This is a genomic window from Escherichia sp. E3659 (assembly GCF_005781135.1).
Taxonomy (GTDB): domain Bacteria; phylum Pseudomonadota; class Gammaproteobacteria; order Enterobacterales; family Enterobacteriaceae; genus Escherichia.
Window position 1 is genome coordinate 215,343 of the sequence record NZ_VATQ01000015.1, and the last position, 20,297, is coordinate 235,639.

19 protein-coding genes and 1 other annotated feature are annotated in these 20,297 nt (G+C 52.2%); of the genes, 5 read left to right on the top strand and 14 right to left on the bottom strand.

Annotated elements, in window-relative coordinates; genetic code table 11:
- The 4 genes from thrA to yjjY form a co-directional block, all read right to left on the bottom strand.
- The gene (thrA, locus tag FEK47_RS13060; RefSeq protein ID WP_130204809.1) at positions 1-2,463 is read right to left on the bottom strand and encodes a bifunctional aspartate kinase/homoserine dehydrogenase I; all 2,463 of its coding nucleotides are present in this window, start codon (positions 2,461-2,463) and stop codon (positions 1-3) included.
- Between the two features lie 25 nt (positions 2,464-2,488).
- Positions 2,489-2,608 (bottom strand) — a sequence feature (Thr leader region).
- Positions 2,544-2,609: a thr operon leader peptide gene (thrL, locus tag FEK47_RS13065; protein ID WP_001386572.1), complete on the bottom strand. Its 66-nt coding sequence runs from the start codon at positions 2,607-2,609 to the stop codon at positions 2,544-2,546. Its footprint overlaps the feature before it by 65 nt.
- Before the next feature lie 213 nt (positions 2,610-2,822).
- Positions 2,823-3,509, bottom strand: coding sequence for a tRNA/rRNA methyltransferase (locus FEK47_RS13070; RefSeq protein ID WP_135486698.1), 687 nt, complete (start codon positions 3,507-3,509; stop codon positions 2,823-2,825).
- Positions 3,510-3,908: 399 nt separating this feature from the next.
- Positions 3,909-4,049: a protein YjjY gene (gene yjjY / locus FEK47_RS13075; protein ID WP_001303782.1), complete on the bottom strand. Its 141-nt coding sequence runs from the start codon at positions 4,047-4,049 to the stop codon at positions 3,909-3,911.
- 95 nt (positions 4,050-4,144) lie between these two features.
- Here yjjY and arcA point away from each other — a divergent pair, with 95 nt between their 5' ends.
- Positions 4,145-4,861: a two-component system response regulator ArcA gene (arcA, locus tag FEK47_RS13080; RefSeq protein WP_001194358.1), complete on the top strand. Its 717-nt coding sequence runs from the start codon at positions 4,145-4,147 to the stop codon at positions 4,859-4,861.
- A gap of 48 nt (positions 4,862-4,909) precedes the next feature.
- Here arcA and creD read toward each other — a convergent pair whose 3' ends face one another.
- From creD to creA, 4 genes are read right to left on the bottom strand one after another with little or no spacing between them, the layout of a single operon-like run.
- Entirely contained in the window at positions 4,910-6,262 is a 1,353-nt protein-coding gene (creD, locus tag FEK47_RS13085; protein ID WP_135404055.1) for a cell envelope integrity protein CreD, read from the bottom strand.
- 57 nt (positions 6,263-6,319) lie between these two features.
- Positions 6,320-7,744 (bottom strand): two-component system sensor histidine kinase CreC, encoded by a 1,425-nt coding sequence (gene creC, locus FEK47_RS13090; protein WP_138183206.1) that lies wholly within the window; start codon positions 7,742-7,744, stop codon positions 6,320-6,322.
- Positions 7,744-8,433, bottom strand: coding sequence for a two-component system response regulator CreB (gene creB, locus FEK47_RS13095; protein ID WP_130235878.1), 690 nt, complete (start codon positions 8,431-8,433; stop codon positions 7,744-7,746). Before creB ends, creC begins: the two co-directional genes overlap by 1 nt.
- A 12-nt stretch (positions 8,434-8,445) precedes the next feature.
- Positions 8,446-8,919 (bottom strand): protein CreA, encoded by a 474-nt coding sequence (gene creA, locus FEK47_RS13100; RefSeq protein WP_000875488.1) that lies wholly within the window; start codon positions 8,917-8,919, stop codon positions 8,446-8,448.
- 210 nt (positions 8,920-9,129) lie between these two features.
- Here creA and robA point away from each other — a divergent pair, with 210 nt between their 5' ends.
- Positions 9,130-9,999, top strand: a complete 870-nt coding sequence (robA, locus tag FEK47_RS13105) for an MDR efflux pump AcrAB transcriptional activator RobA (RefSeq protein ID WP_130204798.1) — start codon at positions 9,130-9,132, stop codon at positions 9,997-9,999.
- On the opposite strand, the gene gpmB is transcribed toward robA, so the two are convergent.
- Positions 9,996-10,643 carry a 2,3-diphosphoglycerate-dependent phosphoglycerate mutase GpmB gene (gene gpmB, locus FEK47_RS13110; RefSeq protein ID WP_059216559.1) on the bottom strand — a complete coding sequence of 216 codons (648 nt, stop codon included), beginning with the start codon at positions 10,641-10,643 and terminating at the stop codon, positions 9,996-9,998. The genes robA and gpmB overlap by 4 nt on opposite strands.
- Before the next feature lie 50 nt (positions 10,644-10,693).
- On the opposite strand from gpmB, the gene yjjX reads away from it, so the two are divergent.
- Complete coding sequence (gene yjjX / locus FEK47_RS13115) at positions 10,694-11,215, top strand: inosine/xanthosine triphosphatase (protein ID WP_135385075.1); 522 nt, start codon at positions 10,694-10,696, stop codon at positions 11,213-11,215.
- 84 nt (positions 11,216-11,299) lie between these two features.
- On the opposite strand, the gene trpR is transcribed toward yjjX, so the two are convergent.
- Together trpR and sltY are read right to left on the bottom strand one after the other, a co-directional pair.
- Entirely contained in the window at positions 11,300-11,626 is a 327-nt protein-coding gene (trpR, locus tag FEK47_RS13120) for a trp operon repressor (RefSeq protein WP_064530383.1), read from the bottom strand.
- Positions 11,627-11,715: 89 nt separating this feature from the next.
- Positions 11,716-13,653 carry a murein transglycosylase gene (gene sltY / locus FEK47_RS13125; protein WP_135486699.1) on the bottom strand — a complete coding sequence of 646 codons (1,938 nt, stop codon included), beginning with the start codon at positions 13,651-13,653 and terminating at the stop codon, positions 11,716-11,718.
- 335 nt (positions 13,654-13,988) lie between these two features.
- Here sltY and ettA point away from each other — a divergent pair, with 335 nt between their 5' ends.
- Complete coding sequence (ettA, locus tag FEK47_RS13130; RefSeq protein ID WP_000046754.1) at positions 13,989-15,656, top strand: energy-dependent translational throttle protein EttA; 1,668 nt, start codon at positions 13,989-13,991, stop codon at positions 15,654-15,656.
- A gap of 235 nt (positions 15,657-15,891) precedes the next feature.
- On the opposite strand, the gene nadR is transcribed toward ettA, so the two are convergent.
- From nadR to serB, 3 genes are read right to left on the bottom strand one after another with little or no spacing between them, the layout of a single operon-like run.
- On the bottom strand, positions 15,892-17,124 hold the full coding sequence (nadR, locus tag FEK47_RS13135) for a multifunctional transcriptional regulator/nicotinamide-nucleotide adenylyltransferase/ribosylnicotinamide kinase NadR (RefSeq protein ID WP_130204790.1): 1,233 nt from the start codon (positions 17,122-17,124) through the stop codon (positions 15,892-15,894).
- Positions 17,125-17,144: 20 nt separating this feature from the next.
- Positions 17,145-18,527, bottom strand: a complete 1,383-nt coding sequence (gene radA / locus FEK47_RS13140; protein WP_001029698.1) for a DNA repair protein RadA — start codon at positions 18,525-18,527, stop codon at positions 17,145-17,147.
- 48 nt (positions 18,528-18,575) lie between these two features.
- Complete coding sequence (gene serB / locus FEK47_RS13145; protein ID WP_130204788.1) at positions 18,576-19,544, bottom strand: phosphoserine phosphatase; 969 nt, start codon at positions 19,542-19,544, stop codon at positions 18,576-18,578.
- Between the two features lie 105 nt (positions 19,545-19,649).
- On the opposite strand from serB, the gene FEK47_RS13150 reads away from it, so the two are divergent.
- Positions 19,650-20,294: a YtjB family periplasmic protein gene (locus tag FEK47_RS13150; protein WP_130204786.1), complete on the top strand. Its 645-nt coding sequence runs from the start codon at positions 19,650-19,652 to the stop codon at positions 20,292-20,294.
- Positions 20,295-20,297: the final 3 nt, after the last annotated feature.

Sequence of the window (20,297 nt, forward strand, 5' to 3'; positions counted from 1 at the left end):
TTAGACTCCTAACTTCCATGAGAGGGTGCGTAGCAGATCGGCAAAGACACCGGCAGCTGTAACGTCATTACCCGCACCGTATCCGCGCAGGACCAGCGGCAGTGGCTGATAATAGTGGCTATAGAAGGCCAATGCGTTTTCGCCGTTTTTCACTTTGAACAGCGGATCGTTGCCATCCACTTCAGCAATCTTCACGCGGCAGACGCCATCTTCATCAATATTGCCAACATAGCGCAAAACTTTTCCTTCATCACGGGCCTTCGCCACGCGCGCGGCAAAGAGATCGTCAAGCTGTGATAGATTCGCCATAAAAGTCGCAACATCGCCTTCCGCGTTAAACTCTGCGGGCAGCACAGATTCGATTTCGATATCCGCCAGTTCCAGTGATCGTCCTGTTTCACGGGCGAGAATCAACAGCTTGCGCGCCACATCCATACCAGAAAGATCATCTCGCGGGTCCGGTTCGGTATAGCCCATTTCTCTTGCCAGCGTGGTGGCCTCGGAGAAGCTCATCCCTTCGTCTAACTTACCGAAGATGAAAGAAAGCGAACCAGAAAGAATGCCAGAGAATTTCATCAATTCATCACCCGCGTTGAGCAGGTTTTGCAAGTTCTCAATGACCGGCAACCCCGCACCGACGTTGGTGTCATAAAGGAATTTACGCCGTGATTTTTCCGCCGCGTAACGCAGCTGATGGTAGTAATCCATCGACGAGGTGTTGGCCTTTTTGTTCGGGGTCACCACGTGGAAACCTTCGCGCAGGAAGTCGGCATATTGATCCGCCACCGCCTGGCTGGAAGTGCAATCGACAATCACCGGATTCAGCAAATGATATTCTTTCACCAGGCGAATTAAGCGCCCAAGGTTGAACGGCTCTTTGGCTTGCGCCAGTTCTTCCTGCCAGTTATCCAGGTTAAGGCCATGCACATTAGTCAGCAGCGCCTTCGAGTTAGCAACGCCGCAAACGCGTAAATCGATGTGTTTGTTCTTCAGCCAGCTTTGCTGACGTTTCAGTTGCTCCAGCAGCGCGCCGCCAACGCCACCGACGCCAATCACAAACACTTCGATAACCTGATCGGTATTGAACAGCATCTGGTGGGTAACGCGTACACCAGTGGTCGCATCATCGTTATTTACCACGACAGAGATTGAGCGTTCAGAAGACCCTTGAGCAATGGCGACAATGTTGATATTGGCGCGGGCCAGTGCGGCAAAGAATTTCGCCGAGATCCCACGCAAGGTGCGCATACCATCGCCCACCACCGAGATAATGGCCAGCCGTTCAGTAACCGCCAGCGGCTCCAGCAAACCTTCTTTCAGTTCCAGGTAGAACTCTTCCTGCATCGCGCGTTCAGCACGCGCACAGTCGCTTTGTGGTACGCAGAAACTGATACTGTATTCGGAAGATGATTGCGTAATCAGCACCACTGAAATGCGGGCGCGTGACATTGCCGCAAAGACGCGCGCCGCCATGCCGACCATTCCTTTCATCCCCGGACCAGAAACGCTGAACATTGCCATGTTATTCAGATTGGAAATGCCCTTGACCGGTAATTCATCTTCATCACGGCTGGCGCCAATGAGCGTACCTGGTGCTTGAGGATTTCCGGTATTTTTAATCAGGCAAGGGATCTGGAACTGAGCGATAGGGGTAATGGTGCGAGGGTGAAGAACTTTAGCGCCGAAGTAGGAAAGCTCCATCGCTTCCTGGTACGACATCGACTTCAACAGCCTCGCATCGGGCACCTGACGCGGGTCGCAAGTATAGACACCATCGACATCCGTCCAGATCTCGCAACAATCGGCGCGTAAACAGGCGGCCAGTACCGCGGCGGAGTAGTCAGAACCGTTACGTCCCAGCACCACCAGCTCACCTTTTTCATTACCGGCGGTAAAACCAGCCATCAGCACCATATGGTCAGCCGGAATGCGGCTTGCCGCAATACGGCGGGTGGACTCAGCAATATCGACCGTAGATTCGAGGTAATGACCGATTGCCAGCAGCTTTTCGACCGGATCGATAACGGTAACGTTGTGACCACGCGCTTCCAGTACCCCGGCCATAATGGCGATCGACATTTTTTCTCCACGGCAAATCAGCGCGGCGTTGATGCTGTCCGGGCATTGCCCCAATAAGCTAATGCCATGCAGGACATGTTTGATTTGGGCAAATTCTTGATCAACGAACGCTTTCAATTGCGCCAGTGGAAATCCCGGCTGGGCGGCGGCGAGTCCCGTCAGAAGTTCGGCAAAAATACGTTCGGCATCGCTGATATTGGGTAAAGCATCCTGACCGCTAATGGTTTTTTCAATCATTGCGACCAGATGGTTGGTAATTTTGGCGGGGGCAGAGAGGACGGTGGCCACCTGCCCCTGCCTGGCATTGCTCTCCAGAATATCGGCAACCCGCAGAAAACGTTCTGCATTTGCCACTGATGTACCGCCGAACTTCAACACTCGCATGGTTGTTACCTCGTTACCTTTGGTCGAAAAAAAAGCCCGCACTGTCAGGTGCGGGCTTTTTTCTGTGTTTCCTGTACGCGTCAGCCCGCACCGTTACCTGTGGTAATGGTGATGGTGGTGGTAATGGTGGTACTGATGCGTTTCATGGATGTTGTGTACTCTGTAATTTTTATCTGTCTGTGCGCTATGCCTATATTGGTTAAAGTATTTAGTGACCTAAGTCAATAAAATTTTAATTTGCTCACGGCAGGTTACCAGTTCATAGAGTGCTGGTAGATGCTCTTTTTTTAATCCACACAGAGACATATTGCCCATTGCAGTCAGAATAAAAATCTGAAAACGCCCTTCCTTGTCGTTTTTTATTTGGTGATATTTTTTTCAATATCATGCAATAAACGATGCAACATGGCCGTGTCTCGTTGCTCCAACAGCCCGATGCGTTGTTGTAACCAGTCGACCAGTTTGGTGTCATCTGCCACCGCCAGAGTCGTTAACAATGACATGGCTCGTTCACGTAAAACCTGCAGTTGAAATGGGTCCGCCGTTGCGGCAGATTCCACCGGTTGTTGTATTAATGTTGCTAATTGATAGCAATAGACCATCACCGCCTGCCCCAAATTCAGTGATGGATAATCCGCCACCATTGGCACGCCGGTGAGGACATCAGCAAGCGCCAACTCTTCGTTAGTCAAGCCGGAATCTTCGCGACCAAAGACCAGCGCCGCATGGTTCATCCATGTCGATTTTTCCTCCAGTAGCGGCACCAGTTCTATTGGCGTGGCGTAGTAATGGTATTTCGCCCGACTGCGCGCAGTGGTAGCAACGGTAAAATCAACGTCGTGTAGCGATTCAGCCAGCGTTGGAAAAACTTTAATATTATCAATAATATCACCAGAACCATGCGCCACCCAGCGGGTAGCTGGTTCCAGGTGTGCCTGGCTATCGACAATGCGCAGCTCGCTAAATCCCATTGTTTTCATCGCCCGAGCCGCTGCACCAATATTTTCAGCTCTGGCTGGTGCTACCAGAATGATCGTTATACGCATGTTGCCACTCTTCTTGATCAAATAACCGCGAACAGGGTGATGAATGTCAACTTATTACGCGGAGAGAATTTACAAATTCGTAACGTAAGTCGCAGAAAAAGCCCTTCACTTAACTTAAAAAAAGCTAAACTATTTCTTGACTATACTAACGGTATAATTGTTAAAAATTGCTACATATCCTTCTGTTTACTTAGGATAATTTTATAAAAAATAAATCTCGACAATTGGATTCACCACGTTTATTAGTTGTATAAGGCAACTAGTTGTATTATTAAAATAATGTGACGAAAGCTAGCATTTAGATACGATGATTTCATCAAACTGTTAACGTGCTACAATTGAACTTGATATATGTCAACGAAGCGTAGTTTTATTGGGTGTCCGGCACGTCTTAGCCTGTTATGTTGCTGTTAAAATGGTTAGGATGACAGCCGTTTTTGACACTGTCGGGTCCTGAGGGAAAGTACCCACGACCAAGCTAATGATGTTGTTGACGTTGATGGAAAGTGCATCAAGAACGCAATTACGTACTTTAGTCATGTTACGCCGATCATGTTAATTTGCAGCATGCATCAGGCAGGTCAGGGACTTTTGTACTTCCTGTTTCGATTTAGTTGGCAATTTAGGTAGCAAACATGCAGACCCCGCACATTCTTATCGTTGAAGACGAGTTGGTAACACGCAACACGTTGAAAAGTATTTTCGAAGCGGAAGGCTATGATGTTTTCGAAGCGACAGATGGCGCGGAAATGCATCAGATCCTCTCTGAATATGACATCAACCTGGTGATCATGGATATCAATCTGCCGGGTAAGAACGGTCTTCTGTTAGCGCGTGAACTGCGCGAGCAGGCGAATGTTGCGTTGATGTTTCTGACTGGCCGTGACAACGAAGTCGATAAAATTCTCGGCCTCGAAATCGGCGCAGATGACTACATCACCAAACCGTTCAACCCGCGTGAACTGACCATCCGTGCACGCAACCTGCTGTCCCGTACCATGAACCTGGGTACAGTCAGCGAAGAACGTCGTAGCGTTGAAAGCTATAAGTTCAATGGTTGGGAACTGGACATCAACAGCCGTTCATTGATCGGTCCTGATGGCGAGCAGTACAAACTGCCGCGCAGCGAGTTCCGCGCCATGCTTCACTTCTGTGAAAACCCAGGCAAAATTCAGTCTCGTGCTGAACTGCTGAAGAAAATGACCGGCCGTGAGCTGAAACCGCACGACCGTACTGTAGACGTGACGATCCGTCGTATTCGTAAACACTTCGAATCTACGCCGGATACGCCGGAAATCATCGCCACCATTCACGGTGAAGGTTATCGCTTCTGCGGTGATCTGGAAGATTAATCGGCTTTACCACCGTCCAAAAAAACGGCGCTTTTTAGCGCCGTTTTTTTATTTCCAGATACGTAACTCATCGTCCGTTGTGACTTCTTTACTGGCTTTCATTTTCGGCAGTGAAAACGCATACCAGTCGATATTCCGCGTCACAAACATCATGCCGGCCAGCGCCACCACCAGCACACTGGTTCCCAACAACAGTGCGCTATCGGCAGAGTTGAGTAGTCCCCACATCACACCATCCAGCAACAACAGCGCGAGGGTAAACAACATGCTATTGCGCCAACCTTTTAATACCGCCTGCAAGTAAATACCGTTCATTAATGCCCCTATCAAGCTGGCAATTACCCATGCCACGGTAAAACCGGTATGTTCAGAAAGCGCCAGCAAGAGCAAATAAAACATCACCAATGACAGCCCCACCAGCAAATATTGCATCGGGTGCAAACGTTGCGCGGTGAGCGTTTCAAAAACAAAGAAGGCCATAAAAGTCAGCGCAATCAGCAAAATAGCGTACTTAGTCGCCCTGTCCGTTAATTGATACTGATCGGCAGGCGTAGTGACTGCGACGCTAAACGCCGGGAAGTTTTCCCAGCCGGTATCATTGCCTGAAGCAAAACGCTCACCGAGATTATTGGCAAACCAGCTACTTTGCCATTGCGCCTGAAAACCGGATGCACTTATTTCTCGTTTCGCAGGCAAAAAATCACCTAAAAAACTGGGATGCGGCCAGTTGCTGGTTAAGGTCATTTCGCTATTACGCCCGGCAGGCACCACAGAAAGATCGCCGGTACCGCTTAAGTTCAGCGCCATATTCAGCTTCAGGTTCTGCTTCCGCCAGTCCCCTTCGGGTAAAGGGATATGCACGCCCTGCCCGCCTTGCTCTAACCCGGTACCGGGTTCAATGGTCAGCGCTGTTCCGTTAACTTCAGGCGCTTTCACCACACCAATACCACGCGCATCCCCGACGCTAATCACAATAAATGGCTTGCCTAAGGTGATATTTGGCGCGTCGAGTTCGCTAAGACGCGAAACATCAAAATCGGCTTTTAGCGTTAAATCACTGTGCCAGACCTGACCGGTATAAATACCAATCTTGCGTTCTTCCACATTCTGATTACCATCAACCATCAACGACTCAGGTAACCAAAAATGGATAAAACTTCGTTTCCGCTCCACGGTTTTATCCTCTTCCTGCACCGTATAAAGCTCGGTCACAGGAATAGCGATGAGCGGCCCAACGAGTTTTTGCGGCCCGCTGGTACTTTGGCGAATCGCATCTTCCACATCGCTACGGTAATCGGCACGTTCGACAATCACCTGCCGAATCAGCATTATCGGAATCAACAACAGCAATACTGCACCAAACAGAGTGGTCATTTTCCAGAACAGGGGGGATTTCAACATAGTCTTCTCCTTTGCAATGGCGACAGGATATGAAGGCTATGTGGGAAGAATTTGAAGTTATGTGAAGTGACGGTGAAGTCGAAGCAAGGCCAATACGCCGCCTTCCGGCACGTTGTGCAACGTGACTTCGCCATTAAGCAAACGGGCAACTTCACTGACAAACGCCAGCCCCAGCCCACTACTTTTTTGCCCATTCGCACGCGGCAAAGAGTAGAAACGCTCAAAAATACGTGACAGCGCGTAGTCAGGAATACCACTACCGGTATCCAGCACATTAAGCGTGACGTGTTCCTGATCCACTTCGGCGCTTAGCGTTATGCAGCCATTCTCGGGAGTAAAATCAATAGCATTATCCAGCAAATTCCCCAGCGCCTGCTCCAGTAACGCCGGTTCAGCAGCAACGTTAACCTCGGTGGGCATAACATTAAGAGTGATATTTTTTTCTGCCAACTGCACGGTGCGAGCTTCGCTGACGCGGCGAAATAATGCCGCCACATCAACCGCAGAAAGAACGACCTCCTGGCGATTCTCCAGTCTTGCCTGGCGTAGTAGCGTTTCCACCAGCGCCTGCATTCGCGCGTTTTGCGTCAGAATATTGTCGGTAAAACGGGCTACCACTTCCGGTGGCGGACCTTCGCGTAAAATTTCCGCCGCGCCACGAATTGCCGCCAGCGGACTTTTCAACTCATGAGTTAACGCGTAGACATACTGCTCAATATAGTTTTTCCCCTCCAGTTTCACGCGCATACTTTCCAGCGCCTGCGCTAACTTACGCAGCTCGCTACTGCCGAGTTCAGGAAGCGGAACGGGCTTATTGTCGGTAACGGAATCAGCATAACGAGTGAGCCGGGCAATGGAGCGGTTGATCCACCAAACCATTCCTGCGCCGATTACCAGCGCAATTCCCAGCAAAATGGCGCTCGCCCATAAAATTCGCCGCTCGCTGCGTTTAATCACCGGTGCCATCGCCGCGTTCGGTTTGCCTACGCTCAAAACGCCAACCAGCCGCGTGCCGTCCATAATAGGTGCGGCAACATACATCACAGAACTTTCGGGATCGGCAGGATTTTGCAACGTACTGCGCGCACCATACTGACCACGCAACGTTAGCCAGACATCATTCCAGCGGGAATAATCCTGCCCGACGGCTTTATTGGCCGAATCAAACAATACTTTGCCCTGCGCATCAGTCATATAGACATGATATTCGTTGCGCACTTTGTTGATGCCGCTGATATTGGCGCGAAACGGGCGATTTTGTAGCTGGTTAAATGCCTGCGCCAACTGCCCATGCGTTGGGTCACCAGAGAGCAAATCGGCACGCGCCAGCTCCGCCAGCAACGTTGCCGTATCGATCAACGTCCCTTCCGTCGCCCTTCGCACGCCCGGTTTAACTTCTTTGACAAAAATAGCCAGTACGAACCAGGCGGCTACCGCCACCAGTAAAAAATACCCCAGCAACAGCCGCATGCCGATACGCATTACAGGCTCCTCAGGCTGTATCCCATGCCGCGATGGGTATTGATCGGCGAAAGCTCGGGATTAATAGCGCGCAGTTTGGCACGCAGCGTTTTAATGTGAGTATCGACAGTGCGATCGTAGGTGTCCTGCGCATCTTCCCAGACGCTATCCATCAGTTGCTGACGGGACCAGACGCGGCCCGGCGACTTAAGTAACGTTTTCAGCAACAAAAACTCATACCGTGTTAGCGTTAACGGCGTGTCAAACCAGCTTATCTGCGCCGCAGGTTCATTCAGTTCAAAATGACCAATACGGATGACGGGAGACGGCGTAGAAAACTTCTTCACCCGACGCAGTAAGGTGCGCACTCTGGCGCACACTTCGCGGGGTGAAAACGGTTTAGCCACGTAGTCATCAGCGCCAATTTCCAGTCCAAGCAGGCGATCCACCTCTTCACTACGGGCTGTCAGGAACAGTACAGGTAGCGCCGGATGGATCGCCAGCAACTGACGGCACAATTCAAAGCCGCTGATATCCGGCAGACCTACATCGAGAATAATGACGTCGGGAACCTGCTGGCGTGCTTTATCCAGCACCGGTAAGCCTCGCTCAAAGACCTCGACGGCAAAACCTTCCTGCTGCAACATGTAGACCAGCGTGTCGGCTATCCCTTGCTCGTCTTCCACTAACCAGACCGTTTCCCGTTGCATATATCGCCTCTGTTATTGCCGCCACGGCATGACAGGCACCGCGCTAATCGCGTTTTTCGGCGACCCATCTACAACTTTGTCGGAGTAGGCCAGGTAAGCGAGCGCGTTGCGTTTGGCGTCATAGAAGCGTACGACCTGTAACGACTTAAAGACCAGCGACGTACGTTTTTTGAATACCACTTCGCCCTGAGCTTTGCCGTTTTTAATGCGCTCTGACAGTTCAATCGGCCCGACTTGCTGGCAGGAAATAGCCGCATCGGAAGTATCTTCCGCCAGGCCCAATCCCCCTTTAATACCGCCGGTTTTTGCCCGACTCACATAACAGGTGACATTTTTAACATCGGGATCGTCAAAGGCTTCTACGACAATTTTGTGATCCGGGCCGATCATTTTAAATACGGTATCGACCGAACCAATTTCTTCCGCATGTGCCAATGGCCCCAGCATTATCAGGCTTAAAGACAGGATCAAATGCTTGTATTTCATATTGTTACCATTTTTATAAGTTACACAGAGCAATTAGTTCGTCACGGTAAATAACATATTGATTAAGAACAAAATCTCAACACTTTTATTTCCGTCAAGACCTAAAACATACTCTGCTAAGAAAAAAACACTGAATGCTAAAACAGCAAAAAATGCTATTATCCAATTACCTGATGTCAGGTGCTCGTTGTGAAAGGATGAGGATATTTTATGGATCAGGCCGGCATTATTCGCGACCTTTTAATCTGGTTGGAAGGTCATCTGGATCAGCCACTGTCGCTCGACAATGTAGCGGCGAAAGCAGGTTATTCCAAGTGGCACTTACAGAGAATGTTTAAAGATGTCACTGGCCATGCTATTGGCGCGTATATTCGTGCTCGTCGTTTGTCGAAATCGGCGGTTGCACTACGCCTGACCGCGCGCCCAATTCTGGATATTGCGCTGCAATACCGCTTCGACTCTCAACAGACATTTACTCGTGCATTCAAGAAGCAGTTTGCCCAGACTCCCGCACTTTACCGCCGTTCTCCTGAATGGAGCGCCTTTGGTATTCGCCCGCCGCTGCGTCTGGGTGAATTCACCATGCCAGAGCACAAATTTGTCACGCTGGAAGACACGCCGCTGATTGGTGTAACTCAGAGTTACTCCTGTTCACTGGAGCAAATCTCGGATTTCCGCCATGAAATGCGTTATCAGTTCTGGCACGATTTTCTCGGTAATGCGCCGACTATTCCGCCAGTACTTTACGGCCTGAATGAAACGCGTCCAAGCCAGGATAAAGACGACGAGCAAGAGGTGTTCTACACGACTGCATTGGCTCAGGAGCAAGCAGACGGCTATGTACTGACGGGGCATCCGGTGCTGTTGCAGGGCGGCGAATATGTGATGTTTACCTATGAAGGGCTGGGTACAGGCGTGCAGGAATTTATCCTGACGGTGTACGGAACCTGTATGCCGATGCTGAACCTGACGCGCCGTAAAGGTCAGGATATTGAGCGATACTATCCGGCAGAAGATGCCAAAGCGGGAGATCGCCCAATTAATCTGCGCTGCGAACTGCTGATTCCAGTACGTCGTTAACGTTGCAGCTCGTCTAATGCAGGGGCGTCCAGATGCGAGATGTCCCCTGCTGTTTCAACTACCCAACCAGACGCCAGCCACAGGCTTTCCTGATAATCCACGCGCGAAATAGAACAGTTACGCAGACGTAAGCGGCGTTCTGCCCATGCAGGTAGGCCCAGAATAGTACTCACCAGGCATCCCAGCGCGATACCGTGGCTCACCAGTAGCGGTCGACTTCCCTGCGGCAAATCCCGACAAGATTCCAGTGCAGCATTGACGCGCTCACTCAGTTCCTGCATTGACTCGCCTTCAGGAATACGCCCGTCGACAGTGCCATTTACCAGTTGGCGACGCCAGTTCTCTTCTTCTTCGGTCAGAGAGTCGATATGTCTTTTTTCCAGCACGCCCATATTTAATTCACGCAGGCGGGAATCAAAGATTATGTCACAGCCGCAAGCCTGAGCGATGATTTCCGCCGTGCGCCGGGTGCGACCTAAATCGCTACTGATGATATGTGTGATGCCAAGCTCTTTGGCTCGCGCCGCCACCTGCATTGCTTGTTGCTCACCTTTGGCAGTCAGTGGGCTATCAGACTGGCCCTGAATACGTCGCTCGGCGTTCCACTGCGTTTCACCGTGGCGGACAAGGTATACCTGTAACATGCTTTTTTTCCGTATACTGCTGTAACGTTAATTTTTGAGTAATGCTGATTATGCACCATGTTGTCTGTGCAACCACCAATCCCGCTAAAATTCAGGCCATTCTGCAGGCATTTCACGAGATATTCGGCGAAGGATCCTGCCACATTGAGTCCGTTGCCGTCGAGAGCGGCGTACCGGAACAACCCTTTGGCAGTGAGGAAACGCGCGCTGGCGCACGAAATCGGGTAGAAAATGCCCGCCGTTTACATCCAGAGGCTGATTTTTGGGTAGCGATTGAAGCGGGCATTGATGGTGACAGCACCTTCAGTTGGGTGGTCATTGAAAGCACCAACCAACGTGGCGAAGCACGTTCGGCTACTTTGCCGTTACCTGCGGTGATTCTGCAGAAAGTGCGTGAAGGCGAGGCGCTTGGCCCCGTGATGTCGCGTTATACCGGTATTGATGAGATTGGTCGTAAGGAAGGAGCCATCGGCGTGTTTACCGCCGGGAAACTCACTCGCGCCAGCGTCTATCACCAGGCGGTGATCCTGGCGCTGAGTCCGTTTCATAATGCCGTGTATCAGTCATTGTAAACCGGATAAGGCGTTCACGCCGCATCCGGCATTCGGTGCACGGTGCCTGATGCGACGCTGACGCGTCTTATCAGGCCTACAAAATCAATCGCTTTTCAGCAACACGTCTTCCAGCCACTGGCGCAGCTCAACGGGGGCGGCTTTCAGGCTGTTAGATCCACGCGTAATGGTCGCGATGCCCGCGCCGAGTTCATTTTTTAACTCGCGCTGGCTCATTTCACCACGCAACAGCTCTTCGACAATACGCACGCGAGTCCCCAATGCTTCGCGCTCATCTGGCGTCAGCATCAGATTTAACAACGGTAAATGGAGATCGTTTTCGTAGGCATTCTTAAGCAGGTCGACAAAACGTAACCACTCCTGGTGACGCTGTTCTGCCATCGCTGCTGAATAGGGTGATTGCTGGGCCATAGTGTGTCGCCATTGTTAGCGGGGGAAGCAAAATGCCTCCCCCGGTTGTACTCGCTAAAGAGTACGATAGCATATCATAAAGGTTCAAATCAGTAACGACGTCCCCATTCCGTAGCGCTCAAAAGCGTGGGCTTATCGCCCATGAAATAGCGATAGTACGCGTCATAAGCCAGCACATTTTTCACATAACCGCGCGTCTCGGAAAACGGAATACTCTCGACAAACGCCACCGCATCGATACGCCCGGCGCTGTTACCAAGCCACGTGCGCACCCGCCCTGGACCGGCGTTATAAGCTGCCGAGGAAAAAATGCGGTTATTGCCAAATTGCTGATAAACATATTGCAGGTAACTGGTGCCAATGTTGATGTTCGTTTCCGGATCCAGCAATTGCCCAGGGCTGCTATAACCAGGAATAGAGAACATCTTCACCGTCTGAGTCGCCGTACCGGGCATAATCTGCATCAGACCGCTGGCTCCTACCGGTGATTTCACTTTCGGATTCCAGGCGCTCTCCTGACGGGCAATCGCCATTGCATAGCTTTGCGGGATATCTTTCCCACTGGTGTAACGTTTGAAGAGATCGTTGTAAGCCAGCGGGAATCGTTCTTCCAGATGATCCCACAATTTCCCGGCGATCGTCGCCTGAACACTGAGATCCCACCAGTGATTATTAAAGGCATAGCGTGCCAATTGCGCCTGCTCTGTTTTTGACTTGCTCTTCACCAGATTGGCCCACTCGCTACGTGCGGTGTTATCCATATTCCAGTACATCAACTCGCGCACGCGCGCCATCTCCGGCCCCTGGGTCAGGGCGCTGTCAACGTTCTGCGGCGCTTTATCAATCTTTAGTTGATACTCTTCGCCAATACGTTGCGCAGCGACCATCGGGTAAAATCCACGCTGTTGCATGAGTTGATGCAAAATCTCTTTTGCTTCAGCTTCACGCCCGCGTTCCAGCAGTATATCCGCCTGCCAGTAACGCCATTCATCTTTATCTTTCGCCTCTATTGGCAGACGCGCCAGCCAGGTATTCAGACCACGGCGATCGCCAGTGCCAAGCGCCATCCGCACGCGGCGTTCAATTAACGACGTGGATTGCGAACGCATAATCGCGTCATCACGCCATTTCGCCTGCTCATCGGTGACATCGTTGCCCATCAAACGCCAGGCGACGATATCGCGCAACTCCTGAATCTGATCTTCATTAAGCTGCTGCGCCTGGGCAAGTGAAGGGATCATCAGCCGTGCATTTTCAGCATCCTGACGTGCCACGCTGGCAAATGCCACCGCCGCCATCTGACGGGTAAAATCGGTCGCGCCGGTGGAACGCGCGAAAGTCAGCACAGTATTAGGATCATTCGCCAGCGAAATAATTGCCGAAGCAATAGTCTGGTAATCGGCAGGCATTTGCCCTGCCAGCACCGTCACCAGCCCGGTATTGCCTGCTTTCATCGCAAGGCGGATACGCTCTAAATAAGCCAGGGGTTCTTGTTTGCCGGACGCTCGCCAGACGCTAAATAACTTGTCACAAGCGTTAGGCTGGCTCTTTCCGGTTAGCCACAGCTCTTTCGCCCCCTGCCAGGCTTCTTCACTCTGCCCGGTGTTCCATTTTGCATAGTAGTAATTACACTGGGCTTCGGTTGTGCCAGGCTTTTCCGGGCTAAAGGCTAACAAGCCACGCCAGTCTTCGCGTCGCGCCAGTTCATTGACGAAACGTGATTGCAGCGTGCGAGCAGGAGGAAGCGTGGGGTTAGCGCGAACAAAGTTAGTAACCGTCACCGCCGGTTGATTCATCAGGTCATCGGTGATCTGGCGGTATTCCAGATAGGGATAAAGCGGATAATCCTTCAGGGATGGCATCATTTGTTCGACCACATCCATTTGTCGATTATCCCAGGCCTGCTTGATTTGCGCGTAACGGCTACGCTGCTCATCCAGTGAGTCGGCTCGCGCCACGCTGCTGACCGTCAGCAGACAGACACCGGCAGCCAACAGCCGCCAGGTAACTTGTTTGGCTTTTTCCACAAGCGCACCCTCTAAGTGTAAATACATCAATGCAGCATCATGCCGCGTAATAGATTTATGCTAACCAGTCATTGCCGTTTACGCCACGTTACGGACACTTTTTTACTTTTATACTCTAAATAATTCGAGTTGCAGGAAGGCGATAAGTGAGTGAGTCCCCAGGAGCTTACAGAAGTAAGTGACTGGGGTGAGCGAGCGTAAGCGCAGCACATGCAACTTGAAGTATGACGAGTATACTGCGAAGGTGATCGACCAACTGGGATTAGGCGGGGAAAAAGGCTACACTTCGCCTTTGAAAACTCATCATCACGATAAACATAGAGGCGAAGTCCAACGTGGCTCAATTCGTTTATACCATGCATCGTGTCGGCAAAGTTGTTCCGCCGAAACGTCATATTTTGAAAAACATCTCTCTGAGTTTCTTCCCTGGGGCAAAAATTGGTGTCCTGGGCCTGAACGGCGCCGGTAAGTCCACCCTGCTGCGCATTATGGCGGGCATTGATAAAGACATCGAAGGTGAAGCGCGTCCGCAGCCAGACATCAAGATTGGTTACCTGCCGCAAGAGCCGCAGCTGAACCCGGAACACACCGTGCGTGAGTCCATTGAAGAAGCGGTTTCTGAAGTGGTTAACGCCCTGAAACGTCTGGATGAAGTGTACGCGTTGTATGCCGATCCGGATGCCGATTTTGACAAACTGGCCGCGGAACAAGGCCGTCTGGAAGAGATCATTCAGGCTCACGACGGTCACAACCTGAACGTACAGCTGGAGCGTGCGGCGGATGCGCTGCGTCTACCGGACTGGGACGCGAAAATCGCTAACCTCTCTGGTGGTGAGCGTCGTCGCGTGGCGTTGTGCCGCCTGCTGCTGGAAAAACCAGACATGCTGCTGCTCGACGAACCGACCAACCACCTGGATGCCGAATCCGTGGCCTGGCTGGAACGCTTCCTGCACGACTTCGAAGGCACCGTTGTGGCGATTACTCACGACCGTTACTTCCTCGATAACGTTGCAGGCTGGATCCTCGAACTTGACCGCGGTGAAGGTATTCCATGGGAAGGCAACTACTCCTCCTGGCTGGAGCAAAAAGATCAGCGTCTGGCACAGGAAGCTTCTCAAGAAGCGGCGCGTCGTAAGTCGATCGAGAAAGAGCTGGAGTGGGTACGTCAGGGTACGAAAGGCCGTCAGTCGAAAGGTAAAGCACGTCTGGCGCGCTTTGAAGAGCTGAACAGCACCGAATATCAGAAACGTAACGAAACCAACGAACTGTTTATTCCACCTGGACCGCGTCTGGGCGATAAAGTGCTGGAAGTCAGCAACCTGCGTAAATCCTATGGCGATCGTCTGCTTATTGACTCCCTGAGTTTCTCGATCCCGAAAGGGGCGATCGTCGGGATCATCGGTCCGAACGGTGCGGGTAAATCGACTCTGTTCCGTATGATCTCTGGTCAGGAACAACCGGACAGCGGCACCATCACTTTAGGTGAAACGGTGAAACTGGCGTCTGTCGATCAGTTCCGTGACTCAATGGATAACAGCAAAACCGTTTGGGAAGAAGTTTCCGGCGGGCTGGATATCATGAAGATCGGCAACACCGAGATGCCAAGCCGCGCCTACGTTGGCCGCTTTAACTTTAAAGGGGTTGATCAGGGTAAACGCGTTGGCGAACTCTCCGGTGGTGAGCGCGGTCGTCTGCATCTGGCGAAGCTGCTGCAGGTTGGCGGCAACATGCTGCTGCTCGACGAACCAACCAACGACCTGGATATCGAAACCCTGCGCGCGCTGGAAAACGCCCTGCTGGAGTTCCCGGGCTGTGCGATGGTTATCTCGCACGACCGTTGGTTCCTCGACCGTATCGCCACGCACATCCTGGACTACCAGGATGAAGGTAAAGTTGAGTTCTTCGAAGGTAACTTTACCGAGTACGAAGAATACAAGAAACGCACGCTGGGCGCAGACGCGCTGGAGCCGAAGCGTATCAAGTACAAGCGTATTGCGAAGTAATGCGTAAAATGCCGGATGCGGCGTGAACGCCTTTTCCGGCCTACAAAACCAGCGATTTCAATACGTTGCGAAACTCCAGGCCTGATAAGACGCGCCACCGTCGCATCAGGCATTGAGCACCGAATGCCGGATGCGGCGTGAACGCCTTTTCCGGCCTACAAACCCAGCGATTTCAATACGTTGTGAAACTCCAGGCCTGATAAGACGCGGTAAGCGTCGCATCAGGCGTTGGGTCTTATCCCTGCTCCCCCATCATCTCCCGCACCAGCTCCACGCAGCGCAGGAAACGGCTGTCGTAATCGTCCTCTTCAACCCGCACAAATTCGATATTGTTCTCTTCCAGCATCTCCACCAGCAAGTTCTGGAACTCTTTACGATCCACCGAACTGCCGAGGCTGCGTAAACCATCCGCCACCCACGGCGTGTTGTTCTCCAGCAGGATCACCAGATCGAAACGGTATTCATCAATCAGCGCCTGCACGAACGGATGCTCACGCCCTTCGTACTTTTTGCAGAACGCCTGAGTAGTCACAAAATCAGTGTCGATAAACGCCACTTTATTGGCATATTTTACTGCAAAATCAATGTATTGAGCGTGACCCAGCGCGATTTTATCGTAGTCGGAATACTGCAATGCGATCTCATCGCCGCCGAGATGCGAAAAGACATAATCACGACCAAACTCCCACGCACTGGTGGTGTTGAAGATATTGGCAAGTTTGTTTACCAGGGTGGATTTACCGCTCGATTCACCACCGAGGATCGCCACGGTGCGCACAAAGAACGGCTTCACTTCGGTAGGAATATATTCCCAGTAGCGGAACGGGTTTTCGCGGATCTGCGCACCGCTGATACTCATAAAAGTGCGTTTCGGATCGACCAGCACTGTTTCGATCCCCAGATGTTCCATATACTGCGGCGCGTCGGCTTCTTCCGATGTGTAGATCAGATCCGGCTGGATCCCCTTTTCAGCCATAAACTTTTTGATGCCGTTGCTCCACACATCCCAACCGTGCGGATACGGCTCCATGCCCTCTTCGTTAAAGGCATGAATACGAATGTTTTTTTGATACTTAAAGGTTTGCAATAACCAGCGCAGACGATCCGGCACCGTGGGCTGCTGCGACATGGCACTGTCTTCGAACAACGCGCGATCGCGGGTATCGTCAAAGCCCATAATGATATGCAGCTCGTCAACCTGGCTACAGGCGCGCTGGATAAGGTAGATATGTCCGGTATGCAGTGGGTAGAACTTACCGAATACAACGCCGATCGTTTTCTTCTGCCGTGGAAACTCAAGCCCCAAAAAACGGTGCAATGCCTCCAGCTTTTGCGCGCTGGGGCTTTTGATTTTGGCATTCAGTAACTGGCTTAAATACCCTTTGGTCATACCGCTGGCATCAGCTACCTGCTGTAGCGTGCAGCCCTGTTGCTTGATGGCAGTTTTCAGGTAATCAAATGACGACATATCTCCCTCCGTATCTCTTATTATAAGTCGTCGAACACGCTAAGCGCGTCGGAGAGTTTTTTAACGCCAAAAATCTGCATCCCTTCCGGCGCTTTTTTCGGTACGTTAGCCGCCGGAACAATTGCCCGGCGAAAACCGTGTTTCGCCGCTTCTGAGATTCGTTCCTGGCCGCTGGGCACCGGGCGGATCTCCCCTGCCAGCCCGACTTCACCAAACACCACCAGATCCTGCGGTAGCGGCCTGTCACGCAGACTGGAAACCATCGCCAGCAGTAACGCTAAGTCGGCGCTGGTTTCCGTTACCTTCACGCCGCCGACCACGTTCACAAACACATCCTGATCGGCCATTTGCAGACCACCGTGACGATGCAGCACTGCCAGCAGGATTGCCAGACGGTTTTGCTCCAGGCCTACCGCCACGCGGCGCGGATTCGCCATCATCGAGTGATCGACCAGCGCCTGAATCTCCACCAGCAGCGGACGCGTTCCTTCCCATACCACCATCACTGAACTACCAGAGGTCACTTCATCGCCACGGCTTAAAAAGATGGCTGAAGGGTTGCTGACTTCACGCAGCCCCTGTTCAGTCATCGCGAAGACGCCCAGCTCATTCACCGCGCCGAAGCGGTTTTTATGGCTGCGTAAGGTGCGAAAACGGGAGTCGGCATCGCCATCCAAAAGCACCGAACAGTCGATACAGTGTTCCAGCACTTTCGGGCCAGCCAGCGAGCCATCTTTGGTTACGTGCCCAACCATGACAATCGCCACGCCGCGCGTTTTGGCGAAGCGCGTCAGATAAGCCGCTGTTTCACGCACCTGCGCCACGCTGCCAGGCGATGACTGAACATCCGCCATATGCATCACCTGGATCGAGTCAATTACCATCAGCTTCGGTTGCTCTTCTTCGGCAATCAGGCAGATCTGCTCGATGCTGGTTTCCGACAACATATTGAGATTGTCAGTCGGCAGGCCAAGGCGATGAGCGCGCATTGCCACCTGTTGCAGCGACTCTTCGCCGGTGACATACAGCGTTTTCATCTGCTGCGCCAGTTTGCACAGCGTTTGCAGTAGCAGCGTGGATTTCCCAGCACCTGGGTTACCGCCAATCAGAATGGCACTTCCCGGCACAACGCCGCCGCCTAATACGCGGTCGAACTCTTTAAATCCGGTTGAAAAACGCGGCAGCTCTTCAAGGCTGATATCGGAGAGTTTCTGGACTTTAGCCACTCCGGCGCTACCGGCATAGCCACTCAGACGCTCGTTACGCGCCACCGTTGGCGACGCAGCAAGACGCACCTCGGTGATGGTGTTCCAGGCATGACAGGCGCTGCACTGCCCCTGCCAGCGCGGATAATCGGCCCCGCATTCATTACAAACAAAGGCGCGTTTTGGAGCTTTTGCCACGGTGTACCTCGTTAATGCTGTGCCGCCCGCAGGATGACGGGCGGGCAATTACTTCTGATTCAGGCTGCCAGAGAGGATGCAGAATACCCCCATCAAGTCAGCGTGACGGATGGTGACTTCCGTCTTTTCATTCACTTTTGGCTTGGCATGGTAGGCAATCCCCAGCCCTGCCGCTTTGATCATCGGCAGGTCGTTGGCACCATCGCCAATCGCCACGGTTTGCGCCAGCGGAATATCATACTCCTGCGCCAGCCGGGTCAGGGTTTTCGCTTTGTACTGCGCGTCTACAATGTCGCCGATCACATTGCCGGTAAATTTACCGTCCATGATCTCCAGTTCATTGGCTACCACGGCGGTTAATCGCAGCTTGTCGCGCAGGTATTCAGCAAAGAAGGTAAAGCCGCCGGAGGCAATCGCCACTTTCCAGCCCAGCGTTTCCAGCTTCAGCACCAGTTGCGTTAAGCCCGGCATCAGCGGCAGATTTTCACGCACCTGTTGCAGAATATTGGCGTCAGCGCCTTTCAGCGTCGCCACGCGGCTACGCAGGCTGGCAGTGAAATCAAGCTCCCCGCGCATTGCCCGTTCGGTCACTTCCGCCACCATCTCGCCCGTTCCGGCCAGTTTGGCAATTTCATCAATACATTCTATCTGGATGGCGGTGGAGTCCATGTCCATCACCAGCAAACCCGGCGTGCGCAGGTGCGGGATTTTCCCCAGCGGCGCGACATCCAGCTGCGCTTCGTGGGCCAGGCGCGTAGCCCGGGCGGTGAGTGAACCTGCCAGACGAATCACCTGATAATCTTCCACGCACCAGGCAGCAACAATCACCATTGCCGCGCCCAGTTTGCTTTGGTACTGGGTCAGACGTTGTTTATCCAGCCCACGACCATACAGCAGCCAGCCGCTACGACCTGCGTGGTAATCCAGTGGCATCACTTCATCACCACTTAATGAAAGAGGCAGACCAGGCCATAAAGAGACATCTTCAGGCAGGTCGCACCAGGTAATGTTAGGCATTAAGGCTCCTGTAAAATCGTTCGAAGCAGGGAAAATAACGCATGAGGCTACCTTGTATCCATTGCTTCTGGCAACATTAAGTCTCAAATTTTCAACGGGTGGAATATGGCTCGCACAAAACTAAAATTCCGGCTGCATCGGGCAGTGATTGTCCTGTTCTGTCTCGCGTTGTTAGTCGCACTAATGCAGGGAGCATCATGGTTTAGTCAAAACCACCAGCGACAGCGTAATCCACAGCTGGAAGAACTGGCCCGTACCCTGGCGCATCAGGTAACCCTGAACGTTGCGCCGCTGATGCGTACCAACTCACCTGATGAAAAACGCATTCGGGCGATCCTCGACCAGTTGACGGACGAAAGTCGCATCCTCGACGCGGGTGTGTATGACGAACAAGGCGATCTTATCGCCCGCGCAGGCGAAAGCGTCGAGGTGCGCGACCGGCTGGCGCTCGACGGTAAAAAAGCAGGTGGCTATTTTAACCAGCAGATTGTCGAACCGATTAAGGGGAAAAATGGACCGCTCGGATATCTGCGCCTGACGCTCGATACCCATACGCTCGCCACCGAAGCCAAACAGGTGGATAACACCACCAATATTCTACGCCTGATGCTGCTACTCTCGCTGGCAATCGGTGTGGTGCTAACTCGCACACTGTTGCAGGGTAAACGTACCCGCTGGCAGCAATCGCCCTTCCTGTTAACCGCCAGCAAACCGGTACCGGAAGAGGAAGAAAGCGAGAAAAAAGAGTGACCC

Coding starts and splice junctions, on each gene's coding strand:
- gpmB (WP_059216559.1), bottom strand. CDS start 10,643: ATGTTACAGGTATACCTTGTCCGCCACGGTGAAACGCAGTGGAACGCC.
- yjjX (WP_135385075.1), top strand. CDS start 10,694: ATGCACCATGTTGTCTGTGCAACCACCAATCCCGCTAAAATTCAGGCC.
- creD (WP_135404055.1), bottom strand. CDS start 6,262: ATGTTGAAATCCCCCCTGTTCTGGAAAATGACCACTCTGTTTGGTGCA.
- nadR (WP_130204790.1), bottom strand. CDS start 17,124: ATGTCGTCATTTGATTACCTGAAAACTGCCATCAAGCAACAGGGCTGC.
- creC (WP_138183206.1), bottom strand. CDS start 7,744: ATGCGTATCGGCATGCGGCTGTTGCTGGGGTATTTTTTACTGGTGGCG.
- yjjY (WP_001303782.1), bottom strand. CDS start 4,049: ATGACTAAAGTACGTAATTGCGTTCTTGATGCACTTTCCATCAACGTC.
- serB (WP_130204788.1), bottom strand. CDS start 19,544: ATGCCTAACATTACCTGGTGCGACCTGCCTGAAGATGTCTCTTTATGG.
- trpR (WP_064530383.1), bottom strand. CDS start 11,626: ATGGCCCAGCAATCACCCTATTCAGCAGCGATGGCAGAACAGCGTCAC.
- robA (WP_130204798.1), top strand. CDS start 9,130: ATGGATCAGGCCGGCATTATTCGCGACCTTTTAATCTGGTTGGAAGGT.
- creA (WP_000875488.1), bottom strand. CDS start 8,919: ATGAAATACAAGCATTTGATCCTGTCTTTAAGCCTGATAATGCTGGGG.
- thrA (WP_130204809.1), bottom strand. CDS start 2,463: ATGCGAGTGTTGAAGTTCGGCGGTACATCAGTGGCAAATGCAGAACGT.
- FEK47_RS13070 (WP_135486698.1), bottom strand. CDS start 3,509: ATGCGTATAACGATCATTCTGGTAGCACCAGCCAGAGCTGAAAATATT.
- arcA (WP_001194358.1), top strand. CDS start 4,145: ATGCAGACCCCGCACATTCTTATCGTTGAAGACGAGTTGGTAACACGC.
- creB (WP_130235878.1), bottom strand. CDS start 8,433: ATGCAACGGGAAACGGTCTGGTTAGTGGAAGACGAGCAAGGGATAGCC.
- FEK47_RS13150 (WP_130204786.1), top strand. CDS start 19,650: ATGGCTCGCACAAAACTAAAATTCCGGCTGCATCGGGCAGTGATTGTC.